Source organism: Persicitalea sp. (assembly GCF_041751555.1).
Taxonomy (GTDB): Bacteria; Bacteroidota; Bacteroidia; order Cytophagales; family Spirosomataceae; genus Persicitalea.
Map to the genome: position 1 here is coordinate 1 of NZ_JBGSXF010000278.1, position 20,218 is coordinate 20,218.

At 52.0% G+C, this 20,218-nt stretch carries 16 protein-coding genes; 14 read left to right on the top strand and 2 right to left on the bottom strand.

The window, feature by feature from the left end; all coding sequences use genetic code 11:
* The 5 genes from ACEW8P_RS09695 to ACEW8P_RS09715 form a co-directional block, all read left to right on the top strand.
* A partial coding sequence (locus tag ACEW8P_RS09695) for a glycosyltransferase family 2 protein (protein WP_373512883.1) occupies nt 1-906 on the top strand: 906 nt, incomplete at its 5' end.
* Nucleotides 900-1,664, top strand: coding sequence for a class I SAM-dependent methyltransferase (locus tag ACEW8P_RS09700; protein ID WP_373512884.1), 765 nt, complete (start codon nt 900-902; stop codon nt 1,662-1,664). The genes ACEW8P_RS09695 and ACEW8P_RS09700, both read left to right, overlap by 7 nt.
* Nucleotides 1,665-1,740: 76 nt before the next feature.
* On the top strand, nt 1,741-2,277 hold the full coding sequence (locus ACEW8P_RS09705) for a YfiT family bacillithiol transferase (protein ID WP_373512885.1): 537 nt from the start codon (nt 1,741-1,743) through the stop codon (nt 2,275-2,277).
* A 124-nt stretch (nt 2,278-2,401) separates the two neighbouring features.
* Entirely contained in the window at nt 2,402-2,572 is a 171-nt protein-coding gene (locus ACEW8P_RS09710) for a FeoB-associated Cys-rich membrane protein (protein WP_373512886.1), read from the top strand.
* Nucleotides 2,573-2,598: 26 nt separating this feature from the next.
* Complete coding sequence (locus tag ACEW8P_RS09715; protein ID WP_373512887.1) at nt 2,599-5,043, top strand: AsmA-like C-terminal region-containing protein; 2,445 nt, start codon at nt 2,599-2,601, stop codon at nt 5,041-5,043.
* Nucleotides 5,044-5,254: 211 nt separating this feature from the next.
* Here ACEW8P_RS09715 and ACEW8P_RS09720 read toward each other — a convergent pair whose 3' ends face one another.
* Entirely contained in the window at nt 5,255-6,526 is a 1,272-nt protein-coding gene (locus tag ACEW8P_RS09720; protein WP_373512888.1) for a sensor histidine kinase, read from the bottom strand.
* A 166-nt stretch (nt 6,527-6,692) separates the two neighbouring features.
* On the opposite strand from ACEW8P_RS09720, the gene ACEW8P_RS09725 reads away from it, so the two are divergent.
* The 3 genes from ACEW8P_RS09725 (at nt 6,693) to ACEW8P_RS09735 (ending at nt 9,500) form a co-directional block, all read left to right on the top strand.
* Entirely contained in the window at nt 6,693-7,178 is a 486-nt protein-coding gene (locus ACEW8P_RS09725; protein WP_373512889.1) for a response regulator, read from the top strand.
* A gap of 108 nt (nt 7,179-7,286) precedes the next feature.
* Entirely contained in the window at nt 7,287-8,219 is a 933-nt protein-coding gene (locus ACEW8P_RS09730) for a ThuA domain-containing protein (protein ID WP_373512890.1), read from the top strand.
* A gap of 252 nt (nt 8,220-8,471) precedes the next feature.
* On the top strand, nt 8,472-9,500 hold the full coding sequence (locus tag ACEW8P_RS09735; RefSeq protein WP_373512891.1) for a patatin-like phospholipase family protein: 1,029 nt from the start codon (nt 8,472-8,474) through the stop codon (nt 9,498-9,500).
* Nucleotides 9,501-9,528: 28 nt separating this feature from the next.
* Here the strand turns inward: ACEW8P_RS09735 and ACEW8P_RS09740 are convergent, their stop codons facing one another.
* Entirely contained in the window at nt 9,529-9,711 is a 183-nt protein-coding gene (locus ACEW8P_RS09740; RefSeq protein WP_373512892.1) for a hypothetical protein, read from the bottom strand.
* 63 nt (nt 9,712-9,774) lie between these two features.
* Here ACEW8P_RS09740 and ACEW8P_RS09745 point away from each other — a divergent pair, with 63 nt between their 5' ends.
* The 6 genes from ACEW8P_RS09745 to ACEW8P_RS09770 all read left to right on the top strand — a co-directional run.
* Nucleotides 9,775-10,890: an efflux RND transporter periplasmic adaptor subunit gene (locus ACEW8P_RS09745; protein WP_373512893.1), complete on the top strand. Its 1,116-nt coding sequence runs from the start codon at nt 9,775-9,777 to the stop codon at nt 10,888-10,890.
* Between the two features lie 109 nt (nt 10,891-10,999).
* Nucleotides 11,000-14,164: an efflux RND transporter permease subunit gene (locus ACEW8P_RS09750; RefSeq protein ID WP_373512894.1), complete on the top strand. Its 3,165-nt coding sequence runs from the start codon at nt 11,000-11,002 to the stop codon at nt 14,162-14,164.
* Nucleotides 14,165-14,213: 49 nt separating this feature from the next.
* Nucleotides 14,214-15,662 carry an efflux transporter outer membrane subunit gene (locus ACEW8P_RS09755; RefSeq protein WP_373512895.1) on the top strand — a complete coding sequence of 483 codons (1,449 nt, stop codon included), beginning with the start codon at nt 14,214-14,216 and terminating at the stop codon, nt 15,660-15,662.
* 138 nt (nt 15,663-15,800) lie between these two features.
* Nucleotides 15,801-16,628 carry an amidohydrolase gene (locus tag ACEW8P_RS09760; protein WP_373512896.1) on the top strand — a complete coding sequence of 276 codons (828 nt, stop codon included), beginning with the start codon at nt 15,801-15,803 and terminating at the stop codon, nt 16,626-16,628.
* Between the two features lie 24 nt (nt 16,629-16,652).
* Nucleotides 16,653-17,678 carry a zinc-binding alcohol dehydrogenase family protein gene (locus ACEW8P_RS09765; protein WP_373512897.1) on the top strand — a complete coding sequence of 342 codons (1,026 nt, stop codon included), beginning with the start codon at nt 16,653-16,655 and terminating at the stop codon, nt 17,676-17,678.
* Nucleotides 17,679-18,011: 333 nt separating this feature from the next.
* Nucleotides 18,012-20,218, top strand: a 2,207-nt coding sequence (locus ACEW8P_RS09770) for a DUF1549 domain-containing protein (RefSeq protein WP_373512898.1), incomplete at its 3' end; no start/stop codon positions are given.

Here is a 20,218-nt window from a genome sequence, read left to right on the forward strand (position 1 = left end):
TCCGTCGTCATTCCGGTGTACAACAGCGAAAACAGCATCGAACCGCTGTTGAATCGCCTGTCGAACGCGCTGTCTGGGGTGGACTACGAAGTAGTGCTGGTGAACGACGGGAGCCGCGATGCCTCCGAAGTTGTGTGTACCCGGTTGGCTACCGAGCGGCCCGAGGTAAAGTTCCTTTCGTTACGCCGCAATTTCGGGGAATTCAATGCCGTGATGTGCGGTCTAAACCACGCGCAAGGCAGGTTTTGTGTTATGATAGACGATGATTTTCAGAACCCGCCAGAAGAAATCTTAAAACTGATCGAAGTCGCTGAAAGGGGAAATTTCGGGGTAGTTTATACTTATTACGACAAGAAAGAACACGCCGCCTACCGCAACCTGGGGAGCCGCCTTGTGAATTGGATCACAAGCTTCTTGCTGGACAAGCCAAAAGAACTTTACCTGTCGAGTTTCAAATTAATACGGTTGGAAGTGGTGGAGGAAATCATTAAATACACCGGCCCTTACCCTTATATCGACGGGCTGATTTTCCGCGTTACGCGCAACATTGGGACGGTACGCGTGACCCATAACAAGCGCGAGGAGGGCCGCTCCAACTACACGCCGCGGAAGCTAATTTCGCTTTTCCTCAATATTCTTTTTTGCTATTCGGCGCTACCGATTCGCCTTTTTATGCCCGTCGGACTGGGCTTGACCGGATTAGGCAGCGTGCTGCTGCTTTTTCTGCTTGGTCAGTGGATCGTTGGCCCTGATCCCAAAGGTTGGCAGGTCGTGACGGCCACCCTGATATTTATTGGCGGCATTCAGTGTACGCTCTTAAGTGTACTGGGCGAGTATATTGGCAAAAGTTTCATGGCCCAGAGTGGTCAACCTCAATACGTAGTAAAACGAAAAATCGGATGGTAAACAATCGAGCTGAATACGAGCGGATGCACGATTTGGAGCGTAACCTTTGGTGGTACCGCTCCCTGCACGATAAAATTTTGCATCAGATCTCCCGTCACTTTGGCAAAACCCGCGATCTGGCCATTCTGGATGCGGGATGTGGAACGGGCGGGATGCTGGCGGTGCTGCGGGAGAATGGCTATGATGATTTGGCGGGATTCGACTTCTCACAGGATGCGATCGAACTGTCGGTGGAGCGCGGACTCGATGTCTCGTTCGGCGACCTCCGACAGGTCGAAGAGTTTCGGCCCGAAGGCCGTTACGATGTCATCATCTGTAACGACGCACTGTACATCCTCAACGATGAAGAGATGGTGCGGGCACTGGCGGCTTTTAGGCAAAGGCTGAAACCCAACGGCTTGATTTTGGTCAACGTTCACGCCTTCGATGCTTTCGCCGGGACGCACGACGTGGTCATGAACAGTCCGCGGCGCTACCGGAAGAAAATGTTTGAACAGTACACGCATCGGGTCGGGTTGAAACTCAGCTACGCTACTTATTGGCCGTTTTTCCTAGCCCTGCCTATTTGGCTCGTTCGTCGATGGCAGCGCCATCAACTCAAAACTGGGAAAATTGATCTCGACGCTCTGGAATCGGACGTGCAGTACCCCGGCGATTCCGTCAATAGAATTTTGCGGTTTCTCACGGATACCGAACATAGGATAATCCGACGCGCGCCCGTAGGTAGTTCTTTGTTTATGGTTATGAAAGCGGCCTGAGTTTGGAGTCGCGCGGGCTTCCCGGATTGTTTGCTTAAATTTGCCAACAGATCCCTTTCACCCATAACTACCATACATGGAACTCGAAGCATTGCGGTACCCGATTGGCCGTTTTAAGCCCTCAGACAGCTATCCGCCCGAAGACGTCAGAACTAACATCCAAATTATCAGTGCTTTACCTTCCAAGTTCATCAACCTGTTAGGCGGATGGAGCGAGGAACAATACGATACCCCCTACCGCCCCGACGGCTGGACAGTGCGCCAGCTCATTCATCACGTGGCCGACAGCCATATCAATGCCTACGTGCGCTTTCGACTGGCCCTAACGGAAGACAACCCTACCATAAAACCCTATAAGGAAGATCTTTGGGCCGAACTACCCGATGCCAAAACGGCTTCCGTGGACCTTTCGCTGCAGCTAATGAAGAATGTTCATTTGCGTTGGGTACTGCTGATGAATTCTATGGACGCCGCCGACCTGGCCCGCACTTATCATCATCCCGAAACCGACCGTAGCATCCTGCTCGCCGAGGTCATGGCCCTCTACGCCTGGCACAGTGAACACCACTACCAACACGCCTTTACACTAGCCGAACGAGAAGGGTGGCGGTAGTTGTTGTGTAATTGTGTAGTCGGTTTTTTTGATCATCAGTATCACAAACAAATACTCAATTCAACATCGATTACACGCCGGCGCACCACTTCAACAATTACACAAATACCCAATTCAACAACAAATGACTCAGCAACTCATTGTCCTTCTTATTTTCCTGGCGGCGGTTGGCTATTTGGGCTGGCGGGGCTGGAAATCACTGCGGCAGCCCGCTCAGGGCGGCTGTGGGAAGGGTTGCGGTTGCGGTGAGGGCGAGCACTCAGCTTTTAAAGAGAAAAACTCTTGGTTTGGGTAAGGAGATCCAGGCTTAGCTTCTCCAGAATGCGCCGCCGCCTTTCTCCAAAAAAATTCCTCCTGTTTATTGTTGCCCTACTGGTGTTGATCGGTGGGCTTTTGATCTGGGCACTTAGCTACAAAGCTAAGTTTCTGCAACAGATCGAGCAGGTTTCTCGGGAAAACCTAGAAGGGCAATTGAGCGTCGGCGATGTTGGATTTACGCCTTTCAAACACGGGCTTGGCATTACTTTCTCTTTTTACGAGGTCAGGTTGAGCGGTCGTCGCTTTGCCTTATATCATGTTCCTCTGCTCGACGCTGAAAGCGTGAGCGCCACGCTGGACTTCGGAAAGCTACTGCGCGGGCAGGTACAGATTCAGAAATTGGGCGTGGAACGAGGTACCGTGCGTGTGTTTCGGGGCAAGGACGGCTACACGAATGCTTCGTTGTTTGAAAAAGTCGAGCGGAAACTACTATCGGATTCTCTTGAAAACAAAGGGCAGGGGTACTTTGGCCCGCTTGAGAGAATCATCTTTCGCGACTGTCCCGTCCAGTACGTCGATTCGCTGAAAAACAAAAAATTTGTGGCCACGTTCCGGCGCGTCGAGAGCCGATTGGAACGCACCGATTCCACGCGTCATTTTGTCCTCGACGGTTCGGTGTTTTTCGATGAACTCGTTTTCAACGCTGCTAGGGGCGGTTTCCTCCGGCAACAACTCGCACAAACCCACCTCGACTTCGACTACTTACCCAGCCGACAACTCTGGCGCATCAATTCTTCCACCTTGCGAGTGGATGATCCGAAGGTGGACAAAATTGTGTTTAATGGTCATGTTGATTTAGCCCAAAAGCCGGGTCAGTTGTCGCTTGATTTTTCAGTAAAAAAGACCGACCTCGCTGCTACGTTGCATTTGCTACCAGCCCGGCTGGAAAAGGCCATTGCGAAGCGAAAAATCCTGCCCACCCTGCAAGCGGACATTCAGCTTCGCGGCCCGCTGAACGACCCTTCTCCCCTACTGACTATCCAGTTCCAAACCGACACTTTTCGTTACGCTCTGCCCTACGGCTTCCTGCGTGGTATGCGGGCGAAGGGTACTTTCACCAATCGACTAGATCCAAACGCTCCGGCCGGTGACCCCAACTCCCGCATTGTCGTAAGCGAAGCAGTTGGTTTTTTTGAGACGATTCCGCTGCGTGGCTCGCTGAGCGTGACCAACCTGAAAACGGCTACCTCTGTAATGGATTTCTCGCTGGTCGCAACGCCCGCGACGGTCAATGCCCTGCTCGACACCAATCAGTACCTCGTCCGAAAGGGAAGTGCCTCACTCAAATTTCACTACGAAGGAAGTCCGGTCGAGTTTTATGATCCAAAAACTGACCGCATGACCGGAAAACTGCGCGGCAAACTACAAATGAACGACATTGCCTTTGCCAAGAAACGGGGACATATCGACGTCAGTCGCCTGAACGGCGAAGTCAGGTTTGACGAAAATCAGGCGTCGCTTCCTCGGCTTACCATGCACGACGGGCGTAACGACCTCACAATTTCGGGCAGTGTGCGGCACTTGCCCGCTTCGCTCTTTGGCTCCCACCGCCCCGCCGAAGCTTTTGTCCATATCGACATTCCGGACTGGATCGTTACCTGGCCCGACCGGTTGGCCGGGATGCGGCAGCGACGCTCAGGAAATTCGAAATTTCGGCTGACCCAGCTACTTGACGAAACGATCGATAATCTACGGGTTACGGCCAGCCTGGAAGCGAAGCGGATGCAATATCACCAACTACTCGCCCGAAGGATACGCGGCAATGTCACGATGCAGGATCATTCCCTCGAGCTTAGCAATTTGTCTATGCACACCTGCGGGGGCGAAGTTCGTCTGTCGGGAGGCTTTAAAACTTTTGAAGGGAAAAAACTACCGGTTTTTTACGCGAAGGGCGAAGTAAAAAGGGCTAATGTCGAATCCGTATTTCGTTCTCTGGGGAATTTTGGACAAAAGGCCATCACCGATAAGAATCTGCGAGGAATTCTGTCAGCCGACTTCACCTTCCAATCCAGAATCAGTAACGATACGGCTTTCGTAAAGCCTTCGATGCGGGGTTCCATGAATGTGGACTTAGAGCAAGTGCAAATTCTGAATTTTAAACCGATGCTCGACATCCGCAGGCTAGTGTTCAAGAACCGCGCCTGGAATGATGTACATTTCGCGCCCCTGCGCACGAAATTTGTACTTCAAGGAGAAGAGATTCTGGTAAACCGCATGAAAGTGCAGGCCAATGTGCTGTACTTCTTTCTCGACGGAGTGTATAGTTTCGGCAACAAGACCGATTTGAGTATCCAGATCCCGGTAAATAATCTCAAACGTAAAGCACCACAGGATCAACTTGAAATTAGGGAGGTGGAAGATGTCAAGGGTCAGATTCTGTACTTAAGGGCAGTCAGCGAAGGCGACGCGGTCCGCATCCGATACGACAAGATGAAACGGTTTGATTAGGGGCGCGAAGGGGAATTACGCGTAGTAGTTACTCATTGGTTCCCCATCCCAGACAGGTTGTCACGGGGCAGGAAATTTCAGTTTGTATAGGTGTTGTTACCCCAACTATATACAAAAAACCTTTACCGATTGCAAAGATTCAACCATGAAGTAACCTGAAAATCAACCGATTGGCCCAGGGCCATTATTGAAAAAGGCTCAACTCACATATCTAATGACTGTAAGTCATAGGCAGTCGAATACTAAAAAGCGTTCCCTTTCCAGCTACGGACTCCACCGTCAAACTGGCCGACATCAACTCACACAAATGCTTAACAATGTGTAGTCCGACCCCCTCTCCACCCGGCTGGTTCGGGGCGGCGACTGGCTTTTCGGGCTGGGAAATTGGCGGTGTTTCCGTACCAGCCGTTGGATCGGGCTGTAGTACGGCTGTCGGTTCAGGCTGCGGTTTCAATTGGGCAGAAATGACCGACGCCAGATTAGGCGGTAGCCCCGGCCCCGAATCCTGAATGCCGAGGTACCAGCGGATTCCGTCTTCCGAGGACCACGAAACCGACACGACCCCAACCGAAGTGTAATTTATGGCGTTAATCAAAAGGTTATGAGCGATCCGTTTCACCTTGACTACGTCGCCCCGTACGTTGAGTTGTTCCGGCCCATTGGCCATCAGCATAAGGTTCTTACTCTCGGCTAGGGGACGAGCCGCAGCCACGATTTCATTGATAATCTGTGAGGCGTCAAATTCCGAAAGATGGAGTTCCTCCTGCCCAGCTTCGAGCCGCGCTAAGTCGGTTAGCTGAACCAGGACGTCCTGTAAATGAGTCAGATTCCGGCTCAGCATTTCTACCAGTTGAGAGCGTTCTTCTTCCGAACGATCTTCACGATTGAGTAAAGTAAGCACCCCCTGAATCACGCCAAAATTACTTTTAAGGTCATGTGAGGAGGTTCGCAGGATCTCGCCCCGGCTTCGTCCCAATTGGTTCAGGTCGTCCAGCGCTCGTTGTAGTCCGGCACTGCGGCTGGCGGCGGCAATTTGCTGTTGCAGGGCGTATTCGCTCACGCTTCCCCGAATGGTTTCCTCCTTCAAGCGGACTATCTGCATGGCGGCGTCTAGAATTACCATCGCCTCAACCTGGGAATTGTAGCCATGATAAATTCTCAATTCGTCGTTGAGAATATCGTACAAATAATCTAGCTCATTAAGAATATCGCCCAACATCCGCCCTTTCCGCCAGCGGTGCAAGCCGTGAAAATTGGCCAGCCGGACAGGGTTGGCATCCTCAGGTTCGTTGCGCAGCCGCTGCCCCAGAATGTTGAGAATCATCGGCAAGTGATCGTTGAACTCGATACGGTCCAGTACCACCACATGGGCCAGGCTTTCGTCCTCTTCGCACTTCATGCGCCAGCGTTGCAGAATGGCGTCGCGGCGGCTAAACAGGTAATCAGCGATTTCTACGGGTGGCTCAACAGAGTCTGATGGCATAAATCGGGGAATGCAGGCATTCAGAAAGGAAGCCTTTATCCGGTTTTGTCTAATTTTTATGAAAGAAAGAAGTGTTCAAATATAGAGTATATTTTGTTCAAGCTTGGCTAAACACTCAGTTTTACCCTACATTTGTCTGTCTCTGCACAGTTCCAAACCCTCTCGAATGAATTCTGCTACCAAATCCAACGCTTCCTCTAAAACCGACTTTCGCAAAACTACCCTGCTCATTATTGAGGACAATCCCGACCATTTGTTCCTGATCAAATCGGCCCTGGACGAATGCATGCCGGGTATAGAGGCCATCGGTGTGGACAATGAGAAAGATGCCCTGGAGTATTTGACCACCCAGGGAAGCGGCCTTGCTCACAAATTCCCCAAACTTATCCTGTCAGACCTTTATTTGCCGAGTAGGCAGGAGGGGATGCAAGCCCTGCAAGCCATCAAAGATGTCATAAAATCTATGAGGTTGCCGCCCGTACCCATCGTGATGTTCAGTTACTCCAATCGGGAGGCCGACGTCAGGGATTGCTACGCCGAGGGGGCCAACGCCTATATGGTCAAGTCGTCCGACTACCAGGATTGGGCGGATTATTTTATTAATTTACGAGAGTTCTGGCTGGAAACGGTAAGTCTGCCGCAACGGTTCTGAAATCAGGGATGATCATTCGGTACGATAGCTTGCGCGGGTAATTCCATCATCGCTCAGCCTTTGTTGTGGATTGGGCCTTTATTGATTTTCCAAAACCAAAATCTCTTTATGAAAAATGCGATACGCCAGGTCGGAAAGCGGCTGTTCAACCCCTATGCATTTAGCCTTTTAGCACTTTTTTCCGTCGTCTTATTAGCGGAGGGCTGTGCTTCCAGCAATACTTCCGATAACAAATCAGCTACCAAAACTAATGAAAAACCGCTCGTAGTCTTCGTGGCGGGCGATCACGAGTACAGTGGGGAAGGTACTCTACCGATCCTGGCGGCGGAACTGGAGAAAAACTACGGAATCCGCGCCAAAGTCATTAAGTCCTTCCCTAATCAAAACAGCGAAGAGAACATTCCCGGCTTAGAGGCCCTGCGCGAAGCCGACTTAGCGGTTTTCTTCCTGCGGTGGCGGCGGCTGCCTAAGGACCAGGTGGCCTACATGGACGAGTACCTCAAATCCGGCAAACCCGTGATGGGTTTCCGTACCAGTTCCCACGCCTTCAACTACCCTAAGGGCCACGAACTGGAAGCCTGGAATGCCTTCGGTGAGCGTGCCTTCGGATCTCCTCCAGGCTGGGGCGGGGCGGCCAAGCACTCGCACTATGGCCACGAAAGTACCACCGACGTACGGATCGTGCCGGAAGCCGCGAAGCACCCGATTCTGACTGGCGTCGATCCCGAATTCCATGTCGCCTCCTGGCTGTATAAAGTACTACCTGATTTTCCGAGCAAAGGAGCAGAGTGGCTGCTAATGGGAAAGTCTGTGAACCCCAACTCTACCCCCGCCATCGACCAGCCCGTTGCCTGGACCTGGAAAAACCCGGAGGGCGCACGCGTCTTCTTTACGACAATCGGTCATCCTGAAGATTTCCGGGTTGAAGCATTTCAGCGGTTGGTTGTCAATGCTATTCACTGGGAACTGGGCATGCCCGTACCCAAGACCTGGAAAGGTAAAATGGACATTAATGTGCCGTACCGGGGGATTGTGAATTAGCGTATGCGTTTCTACGAACCCCAAATGCATCAAAAGAGAGAGGATGCGCCCTAGCTATTCAAAAATCAACTAACTAATTGAGTAATTTTAGCTACATGGCAGGGCGTATTCTTATCAGTTGTCTCTGATAAATGTATCTTTTGGAGGAGGAATGATTTTTTTTGGTTTAAATAACTAGTCATCAGCTATTTATTTATCTCTGTGAAAGTTTGGGAAACCCAATTTTTACGGAGAACCCTAAAAAATCATCTTGTGAAGAAAATCTTATCAATTGATGGCGGCGGCATTCGGGGCATCGTTCCCGGTCAAGTACTTGCTGCTTTGGAAAGCAAAATCCAGCAGCGCACCCAAAACCCCCAAGCTCGGCTGGCTGACTATTTCGACTTCTTCGCTGGTACCAGTACGGGCGGCATCCTGGCTTGCATCTACCTTTGCCCAGCGGCCGGCGATCCGACCAAAGCGCGGTTTTCCGCCGAAGAAGCCGTGGCTCTCTACCTGGAGTACGGCGACGATATTTTTGATGTGTCGTTCTGGCACCGCATCCGAACTCAGGATGGTATCTCGGATGAGAAGTACGACGCCGCTGAACTGGAAAAGCGTCTGAAGCAGTACCTCGGCGACATAAAACTAAGTCAATTACTGAAGCCCTGCCTGATTACAGCCTACGACATCGAGAAGCGCGTAGAATTCTTTTTCACGCAGCACGACGCCATTCTGCGGGGCAAGGGGTATGACTTCTTGGTCAGGGACGTGGCGCGGGCCACGTCGGCGGCTCCCACTTATTTTGAAGCAGCCCGTGTAAAAGCTCTCGACGGAAAATCTTACCCGCTCATCGACGGAGGGCTTTTTATGAATAATCCCGCCCTGGGCGCATATTCGGAGGTGCGCAACGGTCAGGAAAACCCCACTACCGAGGATATGTTCATTGTGTCGTTGGGGACTGGTTCCAGCAATCGCTCTTATAAGTACGATAAAGCCAAGAACTGGGGGGCAATTGGATGGGTAAAGCCTATTATAAGCATTATGATGTCAGGCGCTTCGGCTACTACCGATTATCATTTGGACAAGATTTTCTCAGCGGCGGGCCGTCGTAACCAATACATACGGATTCAAACCGACAATATGGGGAACGCCAGTTCCGACATCGACGACGCTTCGGACGAAAACCTCCGGGCACTCAGCGAATTGGGAGTTGCCACGGCCCAACGCCACGACGCCGACTTGGAGCGAATCGCCGATATTCTGCTGGACGCTGATCCTGATCCGGTCAGATTCGCCTGAACGCAGGCATCACAAGGCGTGGGAAAAATCAAAGGAGTTGGACTTTTCCGATAAATTCAAACATATTTTTGACTTTTTCTGTCAAAGATTTCATCCTTTTGCCTACCTTTCTTAAATTAGTCGTCCCGCCGAAGTGATTCGGCGGGAATGGTTTTTGTCCCTCTGTTGCTATCCCCTCAAAAACCAAATCTCTTGCCTTGGATTTTTTCATTTTTTTTGAAAAAGTCAAATGTGCTTTTGGAAAAAACAGCACGAATCACTCAACTCACTCTTTATGAAAATAGTGATCCCCTATTTTTTAGCCGTTGTGTTACTTGCGGGCTGCACCGCTGAAAGCAAGGAAGACTCCGCCAAGCGCTCAGCCTCGAGTACTGTGCAGGAACTGCCCGTGCTGCGGCTTAAAGAACAAACCACCGACCTTCAGCGTGAATATGTCGGGCAAATCAATGCTAACCGCAACGTCGAGATCTACGCGCGGGTTAAAGGTTATCTCGAGCAAATTTATGTGGACGAGGGCGAAAGCGTCAAGAAAGGGCAGACGCTGTTTCGAATCAACGACGAGGAGTACAAAGTAGAAAGTGCCAAGGCCAAGGCCATGAAACAGAGTGCCATCGCCGAAGCCAAAGCCGCCGAGCTGGAAGTGAGCCGCCTGAAACTGCTGGTGGACAAGAAAATCATTTCCAATATCGAATGGGAAGTGGCGGAGGCCAATCTGCTGGCCGCCCGCGCCCAAATCGAGCAGGCGAACGCCGCGCAGACCAACGCCGACATTCACCTGGCCCGCACCCGCATTCGCGCCCCTTTTAGCGGAGCCATCAACCGAATACCCTACAAACCGGGCAGTTTGATCGACGAAGGTACCCAACTCACCACGCTGTCGGACACCCGGAATGTCTATGTCTATTTCAAGGTTTCGGAAAACGAATACCTCGAATTCATCAAGGCCCAGCGCGATAATCTTGGCGGCAACGGCGGCGTGGTGCGCCTGGAACTGGCCGACGGCTCGCTCTTTCCCGAAAAAGGCCAAATCCAGACCATGGAGGGCGAATTTGACGCCAGTACGGGTTCCATCGCTTTCCGGGCGCAGTTTCCCAACCCCAAAGGATTGCTGAAACACGGGTCGTCGGGCAACATCCTGCTCACCAATACAGTGAGCGATGCCATCCTGGTACCGCAAAAAGCCGTGTTCGAGATTCAGGACAAGAGCTACGTTTACGTTGTGGACAGCGCCAATCATGTGAATATGAAAAGCTTCGTACCCAAATCTCGCTTTGATGATTATTACGTAGTGCGCTCCGGCCTGCAACCCGGCGATCGCATTGTCTATGAGGGCATTCAGTCTTTGAAGGATGGTGTAAAGATTAAGCCGAAAGTGGCCAGGCTGGAATGACGCCTGATGTTGGACACTGGATATTGGACGCTGGATTTCTGATTCTCCAATATTCAAAGTCCAAAGTCCAAAGTCCAATATCTAGAACTTAATATCCAACACCCCCCGCATGTTCGACATTTTCATTAAGCGGCCCGTCTTGTCGCTGGTCATCTCCTTGATATTCCTCCTGTTGGGTGGCCTGGCTCTCATTGGCCTTCCCATCACTCAATTTCCCGAAATCGTGCCACCGTCCGTAACGGTGACGACCAACTACGTGGGAGCCAACGCCGAGGTATGTACCAAAGCCGTGGCTACGCCGCTCGAGCGGGCTATCAACGGTGTGCCAGGCATGACCTACATGACGTCGGTGTCCACCAACAGCGGGATGACGCTTATCACAGTATTCTTCCAGGTCGGAACTGATCCTGATTTGGCGGCGGTCAATGTGCAGAATCGGGTACAGGCGGTTATCGACGAACTACCCGAAGAAGTCATTAAAGCGGGCGTGATCACCGAAAAGGAGGTAAACTCTATGTTGCTGTACCTAGACGTGTATAGTACCGATTCCACCGTGGGTGAAAAATTCGTCTACAACTTCGCCGATATTAACGTGTTGGCTGAGTTAAAGCGCATCGACGGTGTGGGCTTCGCCGAGATCATGGGCCACCGAGACTACTCTATGCGGGTATGGCTGAAGCCCGAGCGGATGGTCAGCTACAAAGTATCTACCGACGAGGTAATCGGGGCCATTCGCGCCCAGAACGTAGAAGCTGCACCGGGCAAATCGGGCGTTGGGTCGGGCAAGATTGCGCCACCCTTGCAGTACGTGCTGCGCTACACGGGAAAGATGTTCGAGCCGGAGCAGTACGAAAACATCGTCATTCGGGCCGAAAATGACGGTTCCGTCCTGAAACTAAAAGACGTGGCCGACGTCGAGTTCGGCTCGCTGGATTACGACATGGCCTCCAAGTCCGACGGTCGGCCTTCGGCGTCCATCATGCTCAAGCAGCGCCCCGGCTCCAACGCCCGCGAGGTGATCGCCAACGTGAAAAAGCGCGTGGCCGAATTGGAGGAAGAAACCTTTCCGCCCGGCATGACCTACACCGTTTCTTACGACGTATCGCGCTTTCTGGATGCCTCGATCAGCGAGGTCGTCAAAACGCTGTTCGAGGCCTTTTTGCTGGTTTTTCTCATCGTTTATCTGTTTTTGCAGGATTTCCGCTCCACGCTTATTCCTGCTTTGGCCGTGCCAGTGGCCCTCATCGGTACTTTCACCTTCATGCACTTGCTGGGTTTCTCCATCAACCTGTTGACGCTCTTCGCTCTGGTACTTGCCATCGGGATTGTGGTGGACAACGCCATCGTGGTGGTGGAGGCCGTTCACGCCAAGATGGCTGAAAAGCACATGGGCGCACGCGAGGCAACTTTTGCGGCGATGAAGGAAATTAGCGGCGCCATCGTGGCCATCACGCTGGTGATGTCGGCAGTGTTTGTCCCCGTAGCGTTCATGTCGGGCCCAGTGGGCGTTTTTTATCGCCAGTTTTCGCTGACGCTTGCTATCTCCATTGTCATTTCGGGCATCAATGCCCTCACGCTGACACCCGCCCTTTGCGCTATTATGCTCAAAGACACCCACGGCGAGAAGAAGAAAAACCTGTTGGATAAATTCTTCGCCGGCTTTAACCGCGGATATGATGCCGTTGCCAACCGCTACCGTGGGTTAATCGGGGCTATCGCGGGTCGCCGGGTCGTTACCATCGGCCTTTTGTTGGCTTTCATCGCGGGTACCTGGGGCATCAGTACAGTTTTGCCCTCAGGTTTCATTCCCACGGAGGATCAGGGGGTACTTTACGTAAACGTCACGACGCCTGCCGGAGCCACTATTGAGCGTACTGAGGCCGTGCTGGACGCCGTGCAGGAAGCCGCCGCCCGCATCGAGGAAGTCGAGTCGGTTTCGACGCTGTCGGGATACAGTCTGCTGACCGAGTCCGACGGGGCCTCCTACGGCATGGGTATGATTAACCTGAAACCATGGGACGAGCGCAGCCTGTCGGTGGACGGACTCATCGAACGGATGAAAGAAGAAACCAAGAGCATTTACGACGCCAACATCGAGTTTTTCCCGCCGCCCGCCGTGCCGGGTTTCGGCAATTCCAGCGGCTTCGAGCTGCGACTGCTTGACAAAACGGGCAGCGGCAATTTTCAGCAAACTGCCGAAGTAGCCAACGAATTCATCGAGAACTTGCAGGAGGCCCCGGCCATCAATGGTGCCTTTACCAACTTCGACGCCAGTTTTCCGCAGTACCTTATCCACGTGGATCAGGATGTCGCAGCCAAGAAGGGCGTGACCGTAGAGGGCGCCATGGGTACTTTACAAACGTTGATAGGCAGCTACTACACCTCCAATTTCATCCGCTTCGGGCAGATGTACAAAGTCATGGTGCAGGCCCACCCGCGCTACCGTACCGATCCGGAGGACATTCTGAATATGTTCGTCAAGAACGATCAGGGCGAGATGGTATCCTACTCTACATTTATCCGTCTCGAGCGGGTGTATGGCCCCGAGCAGTTGACGCGCTACAATATGTTTACGTCCGCCATGATCAGCGGCGAGCCTTCGCCCGGTTTTAGTAGCGGAGATGCCATTCGAGCGGTAGAGGAAATTGCGGCCAAAACGCTGCCCAAGGGCTTTTCCTACGAATGGTCGGGCATGACGCGGGAGGAAATAGCTTCGGGCGATCAGGCCATTTACATCTTCATAGTGTGTCTGATCTTCGTTTATCTGCTGCTGGCTGCCCAATACGAGAGTTTCTTGCTACCGCTGCCAGTCTTACTGTCCCTCCCTACGGGAATTTTCGGGGCCTTCTTATGCTTGAAACTACTCGGACTGGAAAACAACATCTATGCCCAGGTATCGCTCGTCATGCTCATTGGTCTGTTGGGTAAAAATGCCATTCTGATCGTGGAATACGCCATCCTGCGTCAGAAAGAAGGCTTATCGGTGCTTGCCGCCGTACAGGAAGGCGCCACCGAACGACTACGGCCCATCCTGATGACGTCCTTTGCTTTCATCGCGGGCCTCATCCCCTTGACTATCGCCACCGGGGCAGGAGCTTTGGGCAACCGCTCTATCGGCACAGCAGCGGCGGGTGGCATGTTTGTCGGAACGCTGTTCGGAGTGATTTTGATTCCCGGCCTGTACTTCCTTTTTGCCAGTATGGGGGAGAAGAAGCAAAAGCCCGAACCTGTTACGGAGATAGTGGAGGAGGCTCCGGCGGAGAGCTTTAGTTAGTTGACAGTTGACAGTTGACAGTTGACAGTTGAAAATTATTAAAAGTATAATGTCTCTATCCACTAAGTTTTTGTCTAAAAAATCACCCATAGTCATCCTTCTACTGTCACTCTACGGCTGCAAGCTGATGACGCCGCTGCCACAGAGAACGACTCTACAAACGCCCCGTACTTTTCTGGAAAGACTGGATAGCGCGAGTATCGGTGGCATGAAGGTCAACGCATTTTTTACCGACACCAACCTGGTGGCCCTGATCGACACTGCCCTGCAACGGAACCAGGACATCGCAATGGCCTTGCAACGCATCGAAATCGCGCGGGCTAGTTTGTGGGATCGTGAGGCAGCGCTATTACCCAGCGTGAGCGCTGAGGCATCAGGCGGCATCAGGCGTTACGGAGACTACACGCAGGAGGGTGTGGGTAACTACGACACTAATTTTTCGGACAACATCAATCCGAACCAGCGCATGACCAACCCCCTACCCGAGTACTTTCTGGGTGCAAGAAGTACGTGGGAGGCCGACATTTGGGGGAAGCTTCGCACCCGCCGCCGGGCCGCACTGTTGCGCTTCCAGGCTTCGGAAAAAGCCCGCCAGCTTGTCGTGACGAATATCGTAGCCGAAATCGCCCAACTGTACTATGAATTGTTGACGCTGGACAATCAATTGGAAATTATCGAGCGCAATAGGCTTTTACAAAAAGAGGCAGTAGAAACCATTGTCATCCAGAAGCAGGCGGGCCGCGCTAACGAACTGGCGGTGCGGCAGTTTACGGCCCAGCTTTTCAATACTCAGACGCGAGCCATTCGCATCGAGCAACAGATCATGGAGGACGAAAACCGTATCAATCTGCTGATGGGACGTTTTACACAACCCATCACGCGCGGTGAACCCATTCTGGAACAGGAACTACCCACTCGTATTGGCGTGGGCGTTCCGGCCCAGATGTTACGTCGCCGTCCTGACATCCAGCAAGCCGAGTTGGAACTTCGTGCCTACGAAGCAGACTTGCAGACCGCCCGTTTGGCATTTTTGCCCTCGCTCAACATTACGCCGTACGTGGGTTTCAACGCGTTCCGCAGTGCTGTCCTATTTAATCCGGCTTCCATTGCTTTTGGCTTGGTCGGCGGTCTGACGGCACCCATTATCAACCGTAAGCCGCTCAAAGCGGGTCAACGCCGGGCGCAGGCGCAGGCTACTGAAGCCTTGTATAATTACAACAAAACAGTACTGACAGCTTATCAGGAAACGGCGATCAACCTGCGGACGCTGGACAATATGCAGAAGATTGCCTTACTAAAGGAGATAGAAACCACGGCTTTGCAACAGGGCGTGTCCATTTCCAATGACCTTTTTCTGGCAGGCTATGCTACTTACCTGGAAGTGATTACGGCGCAACGTTCGGTACTTGAGGCGGAATTGGAACGTACCACCATTCAACAGCAGCGGTTTCAGGCGTTGGTAAGTTTGTACAGAGCGTTGGGCGGCGGTTGGGAGTGAGGAGGGGGGCAGGCGAGCGAGCGCATCGCCTGCTTCACAAAGGAAGGAAGTTGCAGAGAGGGTGGGCGGTTTTTGGGTAAATGGTCGCGTTTGGCTTTCTTTGAGAAATCTGCTTCTCAGAATACAGACAAAGTACCCATGAAAATCGACGCCCACCAGCACTTCTGGATTTTTGACCCCGTCCGTGATTCCTGGATCGACGACCAAATGCAGACCATCCGCCGCGACTTCCTGCCCGAAGATTTGAAGCCGATTCTGGAACAAAATCAAATAAATGGCTGCGTAGCTGTGCAGGCCGCTCAGGACGATGCAGAAACGGAATTCCTACTGAAGCTGGCCGAGGAGAACGACTTCATCAAAGGCGTCGTTGGCTGGATCGACCTACAAGTCGATGACCTGGCAGCCCGGCTAGACAACTACCAGGAACGTGAACTACTCAAAGGCTTTCGGCACGTTTTGCAAGGGGAAACGGAGGAATTCATGCTGCGCCCGGCCTTCGTGCGCGGTGTCAAAATGTTGCACCACTACGGCTACACGTACGATATACTGATCTTCCCCAATCACCTCCCGAACGCTGCCAGGCTCGTGGCGCAGTGTTCGGGCCAACGCTTCGTACTGGATCATTTGGCCAAGCCCTACATCAAAGTCAGGAAGATCGATGCCTGGAAAAAAGACCTGAACACCTTAGCCGCACACGAGAACGTCTCCTGCAAAATTTCGGGCATGGTCACCGAAGCCGACTACCAGGCCTGGACTTACGAGCAACTTCTCCCCTACCTCGACGCTGCCTTCGAAGCTTTTGGCCCCGATCGTCTTATGTTCGGTTCCGATTGGCCGGTCTGCCTCGTAGCGGGTAGTTATCAGGCAATAAAAGGAGTTGTAGAAAAATACACGGCAAGCTTTTCAGAAGAAGAGAAGGCAAAAATCTTCGGTCTGAACGCCTCGCTATTTTACAATTTATCATAATACGACTCCATTTTCCTACTCCCTATGAAAACTATTATTCTCAAAGAGCCTGGTGAGTTTCAAATAATTGAACGAGCAGAACCAGAAGCCGCCGGATATGGCGAGGCCATCATAAAAATCAAGAAAATCGGTATTTGTGGTACCGACTACCACGCATACAGGGGCAATCAGCCCTTTTTCTCCTACCCGCGCGTGCTTGGGCATGAGCTTGGGGCAGAAGTCGTCGCACTCGGCGATAATCAGGTCGATGCTACCCTGAAAATTGGCGACCGCGTATCAGTAGAACCCTACCTGAATTGCAACGAGTGCCAGGCTTGCCGAAGTGGTCATTACAACTGCTGCGAGCGCCTCCAGGTGCTGGGTGTTCATACCGATGGCGGCATGACGGAATACCTCAAAGTACCAGCCCAAAAGCTATACAAGTCCGAAGTACTTTCTTTTGACCAACTGGCCCTGGTCGAGACGCTGGGCATTGGTCTGCACGCTGCCAATCGGGCGAAAGTACAGCCCGAGGACAAAGTGTTAGTGATCGGTGCCGGGCCAATAGGCTTGTCAGTGGCGCAGTTTTGCAAATTGAGCGGGGCTACTGTGGGTGTGGCCGATATGACTGAAAGCCGACTCAACTTCATTAGTCGGCACGGGATTTCAGATCACAGTGTCGTAGTAAAAAAAGTATTGACCCCGGAGTACCTGCGTGAATTTTACAAGGGCGATCTGCCCACAGTAATCATCGATGCTACGGGCAATCGCAACTCGATGCTCAATGCTTTCAACCTCATCGCCCACGGCGGCAAAATCGTCTTCGTTGGCTTGTTTCAGGGAGAGGTCGAATTTAACGATCCCAACTTCCACAAGCGGGAGATGACGCTGCTAAGCAGCCGAAATTCGCTCCCATCTGATTTCAGCAAAATCATCTCTCTGATGGAAACCGGACAAATCGACACCGCACCCTGGATCTCCCACCGCACTGACTTTGATCGTCTTCCCAAAGATTTTGCGACATTCATGGAGCCTGACCAGGAATTGATCAAAGCGATTGTGGAAGTGTAGAACTTGAATAGTGGCAATAAGGCGCTCATTCACAGTTTCGCCGAAAGCAATAACTTATTGAGATACTCACCATTCTTGACGCACCTATACTAAAACAGCGTGCCCAAATCCAGGCAAGCCGAAGACACTCCTTATTGGCCCACTTAACTTAAAGCCACTTCTCTTGTTGAGATAGTGGCTTTTTATCAGACCAATAACTCAGGAACAAGCCCATTTCTTAGACCTTCCTCGCCTGATTCTGATACTCCTCAGTGATCTGCCCAGCACGTTCTTTGAATAATTCATATAATTTGTGGTTCTTTATATTCGTAGTCCGTATCGACACTTAGACCCATGCCTACCAGAATTTTTGCCCTTTTCCTTATTGCTGTTGTCGCTTTTTCCTGCCGACCCGACCTACCGGAGGACGTCAGTGCAGCGATGGAGTTGGTGCCTGAGGAATTGGATTATAACATGCATGTAAAGCCGATTCTGTCGGATAAGTGCTTCGCCTGCCACGGTCCTGACATGGCTAAGCAGAAGGCAGGACTTCGCTTGGACTTGGCCGTGAATGCCTACGATGAACTACCCGAGTCGCCCGGCAAGGTAGCCATCGATCCAGGTAGCTTACGAAATAGCGAGGTCTTCCGCCGCATCGTCGCTACCGATCCCGACGTGATGATGCCCACCCCGGAATCGCACCTGAGTCTGACAGCTTATGAGAAGGCTGTCCTCATCAAATGGATTGACGAAGGAGCCGAGTACAAGCCACATTGGGCGTTCGAAAAGCCCGTTATGCCCAACATCCCGACGATAGAACACAAGGATTGGGTTAAAAACCCGATCGACAACTTCGTAGCCTACCGCCTGGAAGAGAAAAAAATGGCTCCGGCGAAGGAAGCTGACAAGGAAACCCTCATCCGCCGTGTGACTTTCGATATTACGGGCTTACCACCTACACTGGCCGAAATCGACGCTTTCAAAAAAGATAAAAGTCCCAAAGCCTATGAAAAATTGGTAGATCGGCTTCTCAAGTCTCCTCATTACGGCGAGCGTATGGCCGCCGACTGGCTGGATTTGGCCCGCTTCGCCGACTCCCACGGCTATACCGTGGATCGGCTGCGCGATATGTCGCCCTACCGCGATTGGGTCATTAAGGCCCTCAACGAAAATCAGCCTTACGACCAGTTTATTCAGTGGCAATTGGCTGGTGATTTGATGAAAAATCCGAAAGGCGGCCCGCCGACGAAAGAGATGCGCATCGCCACGGCTTTCAACCGCAACCATCAGCAGAACCTGGAAGGCGGCATCATTGAGGAAGAATTTCAAACGGAATACGTGCTGGATCGTACCAATACCTTCGGCGACGCCTTTATCGGTCTGTCGGTAGGTTGCGCCAAGTGCCACGATCACAAGTACGACCCTATTTCGCAGAAAAATTACTACCAGCTATCCAGCTTTTTTAAGAACGTGGATGAAGCCGGGCAAATCTCCTGGGACGACGCCATGCCTTCCCCCACGATGCTGCTACCCACGCCGGAGCAGGATTCGGTTTTGTCTTTTATGCAAAAGAAGGTCAGGCAGGAAACGAACCAGATGACGGCCGCGCAAAAGCAGGGAGAGGGAGATTTTGAAAATTGGCTGAAATCGAAAGCGTACGCGAGTTTGAAAAACCAAAATTTTCCTAAGGTGGGATTGCTGGCAAAATTCAGCTTCGACAAAAATTCTCTGAAAAACGAGGTGAATCCAAAGCAGCTGTCTTACACGACGCTGCAGGGCAACAACAAGCAGAAGGAAAAATTCGTGGAAGGCCATGATGGACCGGGTATTGAGTTAGATGGCGATGCCTGGCTGGATCTGGATCGGGTGGGCATTTTCAGCAAGTCGGAGCCATTCAGTGTGGGTATGTGGGTCAAAGTACCCCAAGCAATGAAGGAAGGGGTGATTTTTCATAAAAGCCTGGCCGAACGCCTGTACAATTTTCGGGGCTACCACGTCTATTTGAAAAACAACAAGCTGGAAATGAGCATGGCGCATGTCGCTCCGTCCAACGCTATTACGAAAACCAGCCGTGAGGATGTACCGCGTAATAAATGGATTCAGCTCACGATGACCTACGACGGAACTTCCAGGGCCGCAGGTTTGAGGTTGTATCTCGATGGCGATCAAATGCCAATGCTGGTTACGAAAGATCAGCTGGTCAAATCAATTCTCTTCGACACTACCCGCGTGAAACCCCAGCCCGGTCTGCAAATTGGTGGCTGGTGGCGGGGGTATGGTTTTGAAAACGGGCAGGTGGATGATATTGTGGTCTATAACCGAACCCTGATGCCTTACGAAGTCTTAATTTTGGGAGACAAGAAGAATTGGGAAGCAGTCGCTGCCAAAGCCCCCGACCAACTTACAGCGGAGGATAAGGCGACGCTGCGGGAGTACTATTTCTCTGCCGTTCACGCGCCGACGCTCGCCGCCCGCAAAGCATTGGTACAAACCCGAATGATTCTCGCCGACAGCACTGAAAAGGTGCAGGAATTGATGATTATGCAGGAGACGTCCAAGCC

Excerpts from the sequence above, each read along its gene's own strand:
- ACEW8P_RS09700 (WP_373512884.1), top strand. The coding sequence starts at position 900 with ATGGTAAACAATCGAGCTGAATACGAGCGGATGCACGATTTGGAGCGT.
- ACEW8P_RS09705 (WP_373512885.1), top strand. The coding sequence starts at position 1,741 with ATGGAACTCGAAGCATTGCGGTACCCGATTGGCCGTTTTAAGCCCTCA.
- ACEW8P_RS09710 (WP_373512886.1), top strand. The coding sequence starts at position 2,402 with ATGACTCAGCAACTCATTGTCCTTCTTATTTTCCTGGCGGCGGTTGGC.
- ACEW8P_RS09715 (WP_373512887.1), top strand. The coding sequence starts at position 2,599 with ATGCGCCGCCGCCTTTCTCCAAAAAAATTCCTCCTGTTTATTGTTGCC.
- ACEW8P_RS09720 (WP_373512888.1), bottom strand. The coding sequence starts at position 6,526 with ATGCCATCAGACTCTGTTGAGCCACCCGTAGAAATCGCTGATTACCTG.
- ACEW8P_RS09725 (WP_373512889.1), top strand. The coding sequence starts at position 6,693 with ATGAATTCTGCTACCAAATCCAACGCTTCCTCTAAAACCGACTTTCGC.
- ACEW8P_RS09730 (WP_373512890.1), top strand. The coding sequence starts at position 7,287 with ATGAAAAATGCGATACGCCAGGTCGGAAAGCGGCTGTTCAACCCCTAT.
- ACEW8P_RS09740 (WP_373512892.1), bottom strand. The coding sequence starts at position 9,711 with ATGAAAAAATCCAAGGCAAGAGATTTGGTTTTTGAGGGGATAGCAACA.
- ACEW8P_RS09745 (WP_373512893.1), top strand. The coding sequence starts at position 9,775 with ATGAAAATAGTGATCCCCTATTTTTTAGCCGTTGTGTTACTTGCGGGC.
- ACEW8P_RS09750 (WP_373512894.1), top strand. The coding sequence starts at position 11,000 with ATGTTCGACATTTTCATTAAGCGGCCCGTCTTGTCGCTGGTCATCTCC.
- ACEW8P_RS09755 (WP_373512895.1), top strand. The coding sequence starts at position 14,214 with ATGTCTCTATCCACTAAGTTTTTGTCTAAAAAATCACCCATAGTCATC.
- ACEW8P_RS09760 (WP_373512896.1), top strand. The coding sequence starts at position 15,801 with ATGAAAATCGACGCCCACCAGCACTTCTGGATTTTTGACCCCGTCCGT.
- ACEW8P_RS09765 (WP_373512897.1), top strand. The coding sequence starts at position 16,653 with ATGAAAACTATTATTCTCAAAGAGCCTGGTGAGTTTCAAATAATTGAA.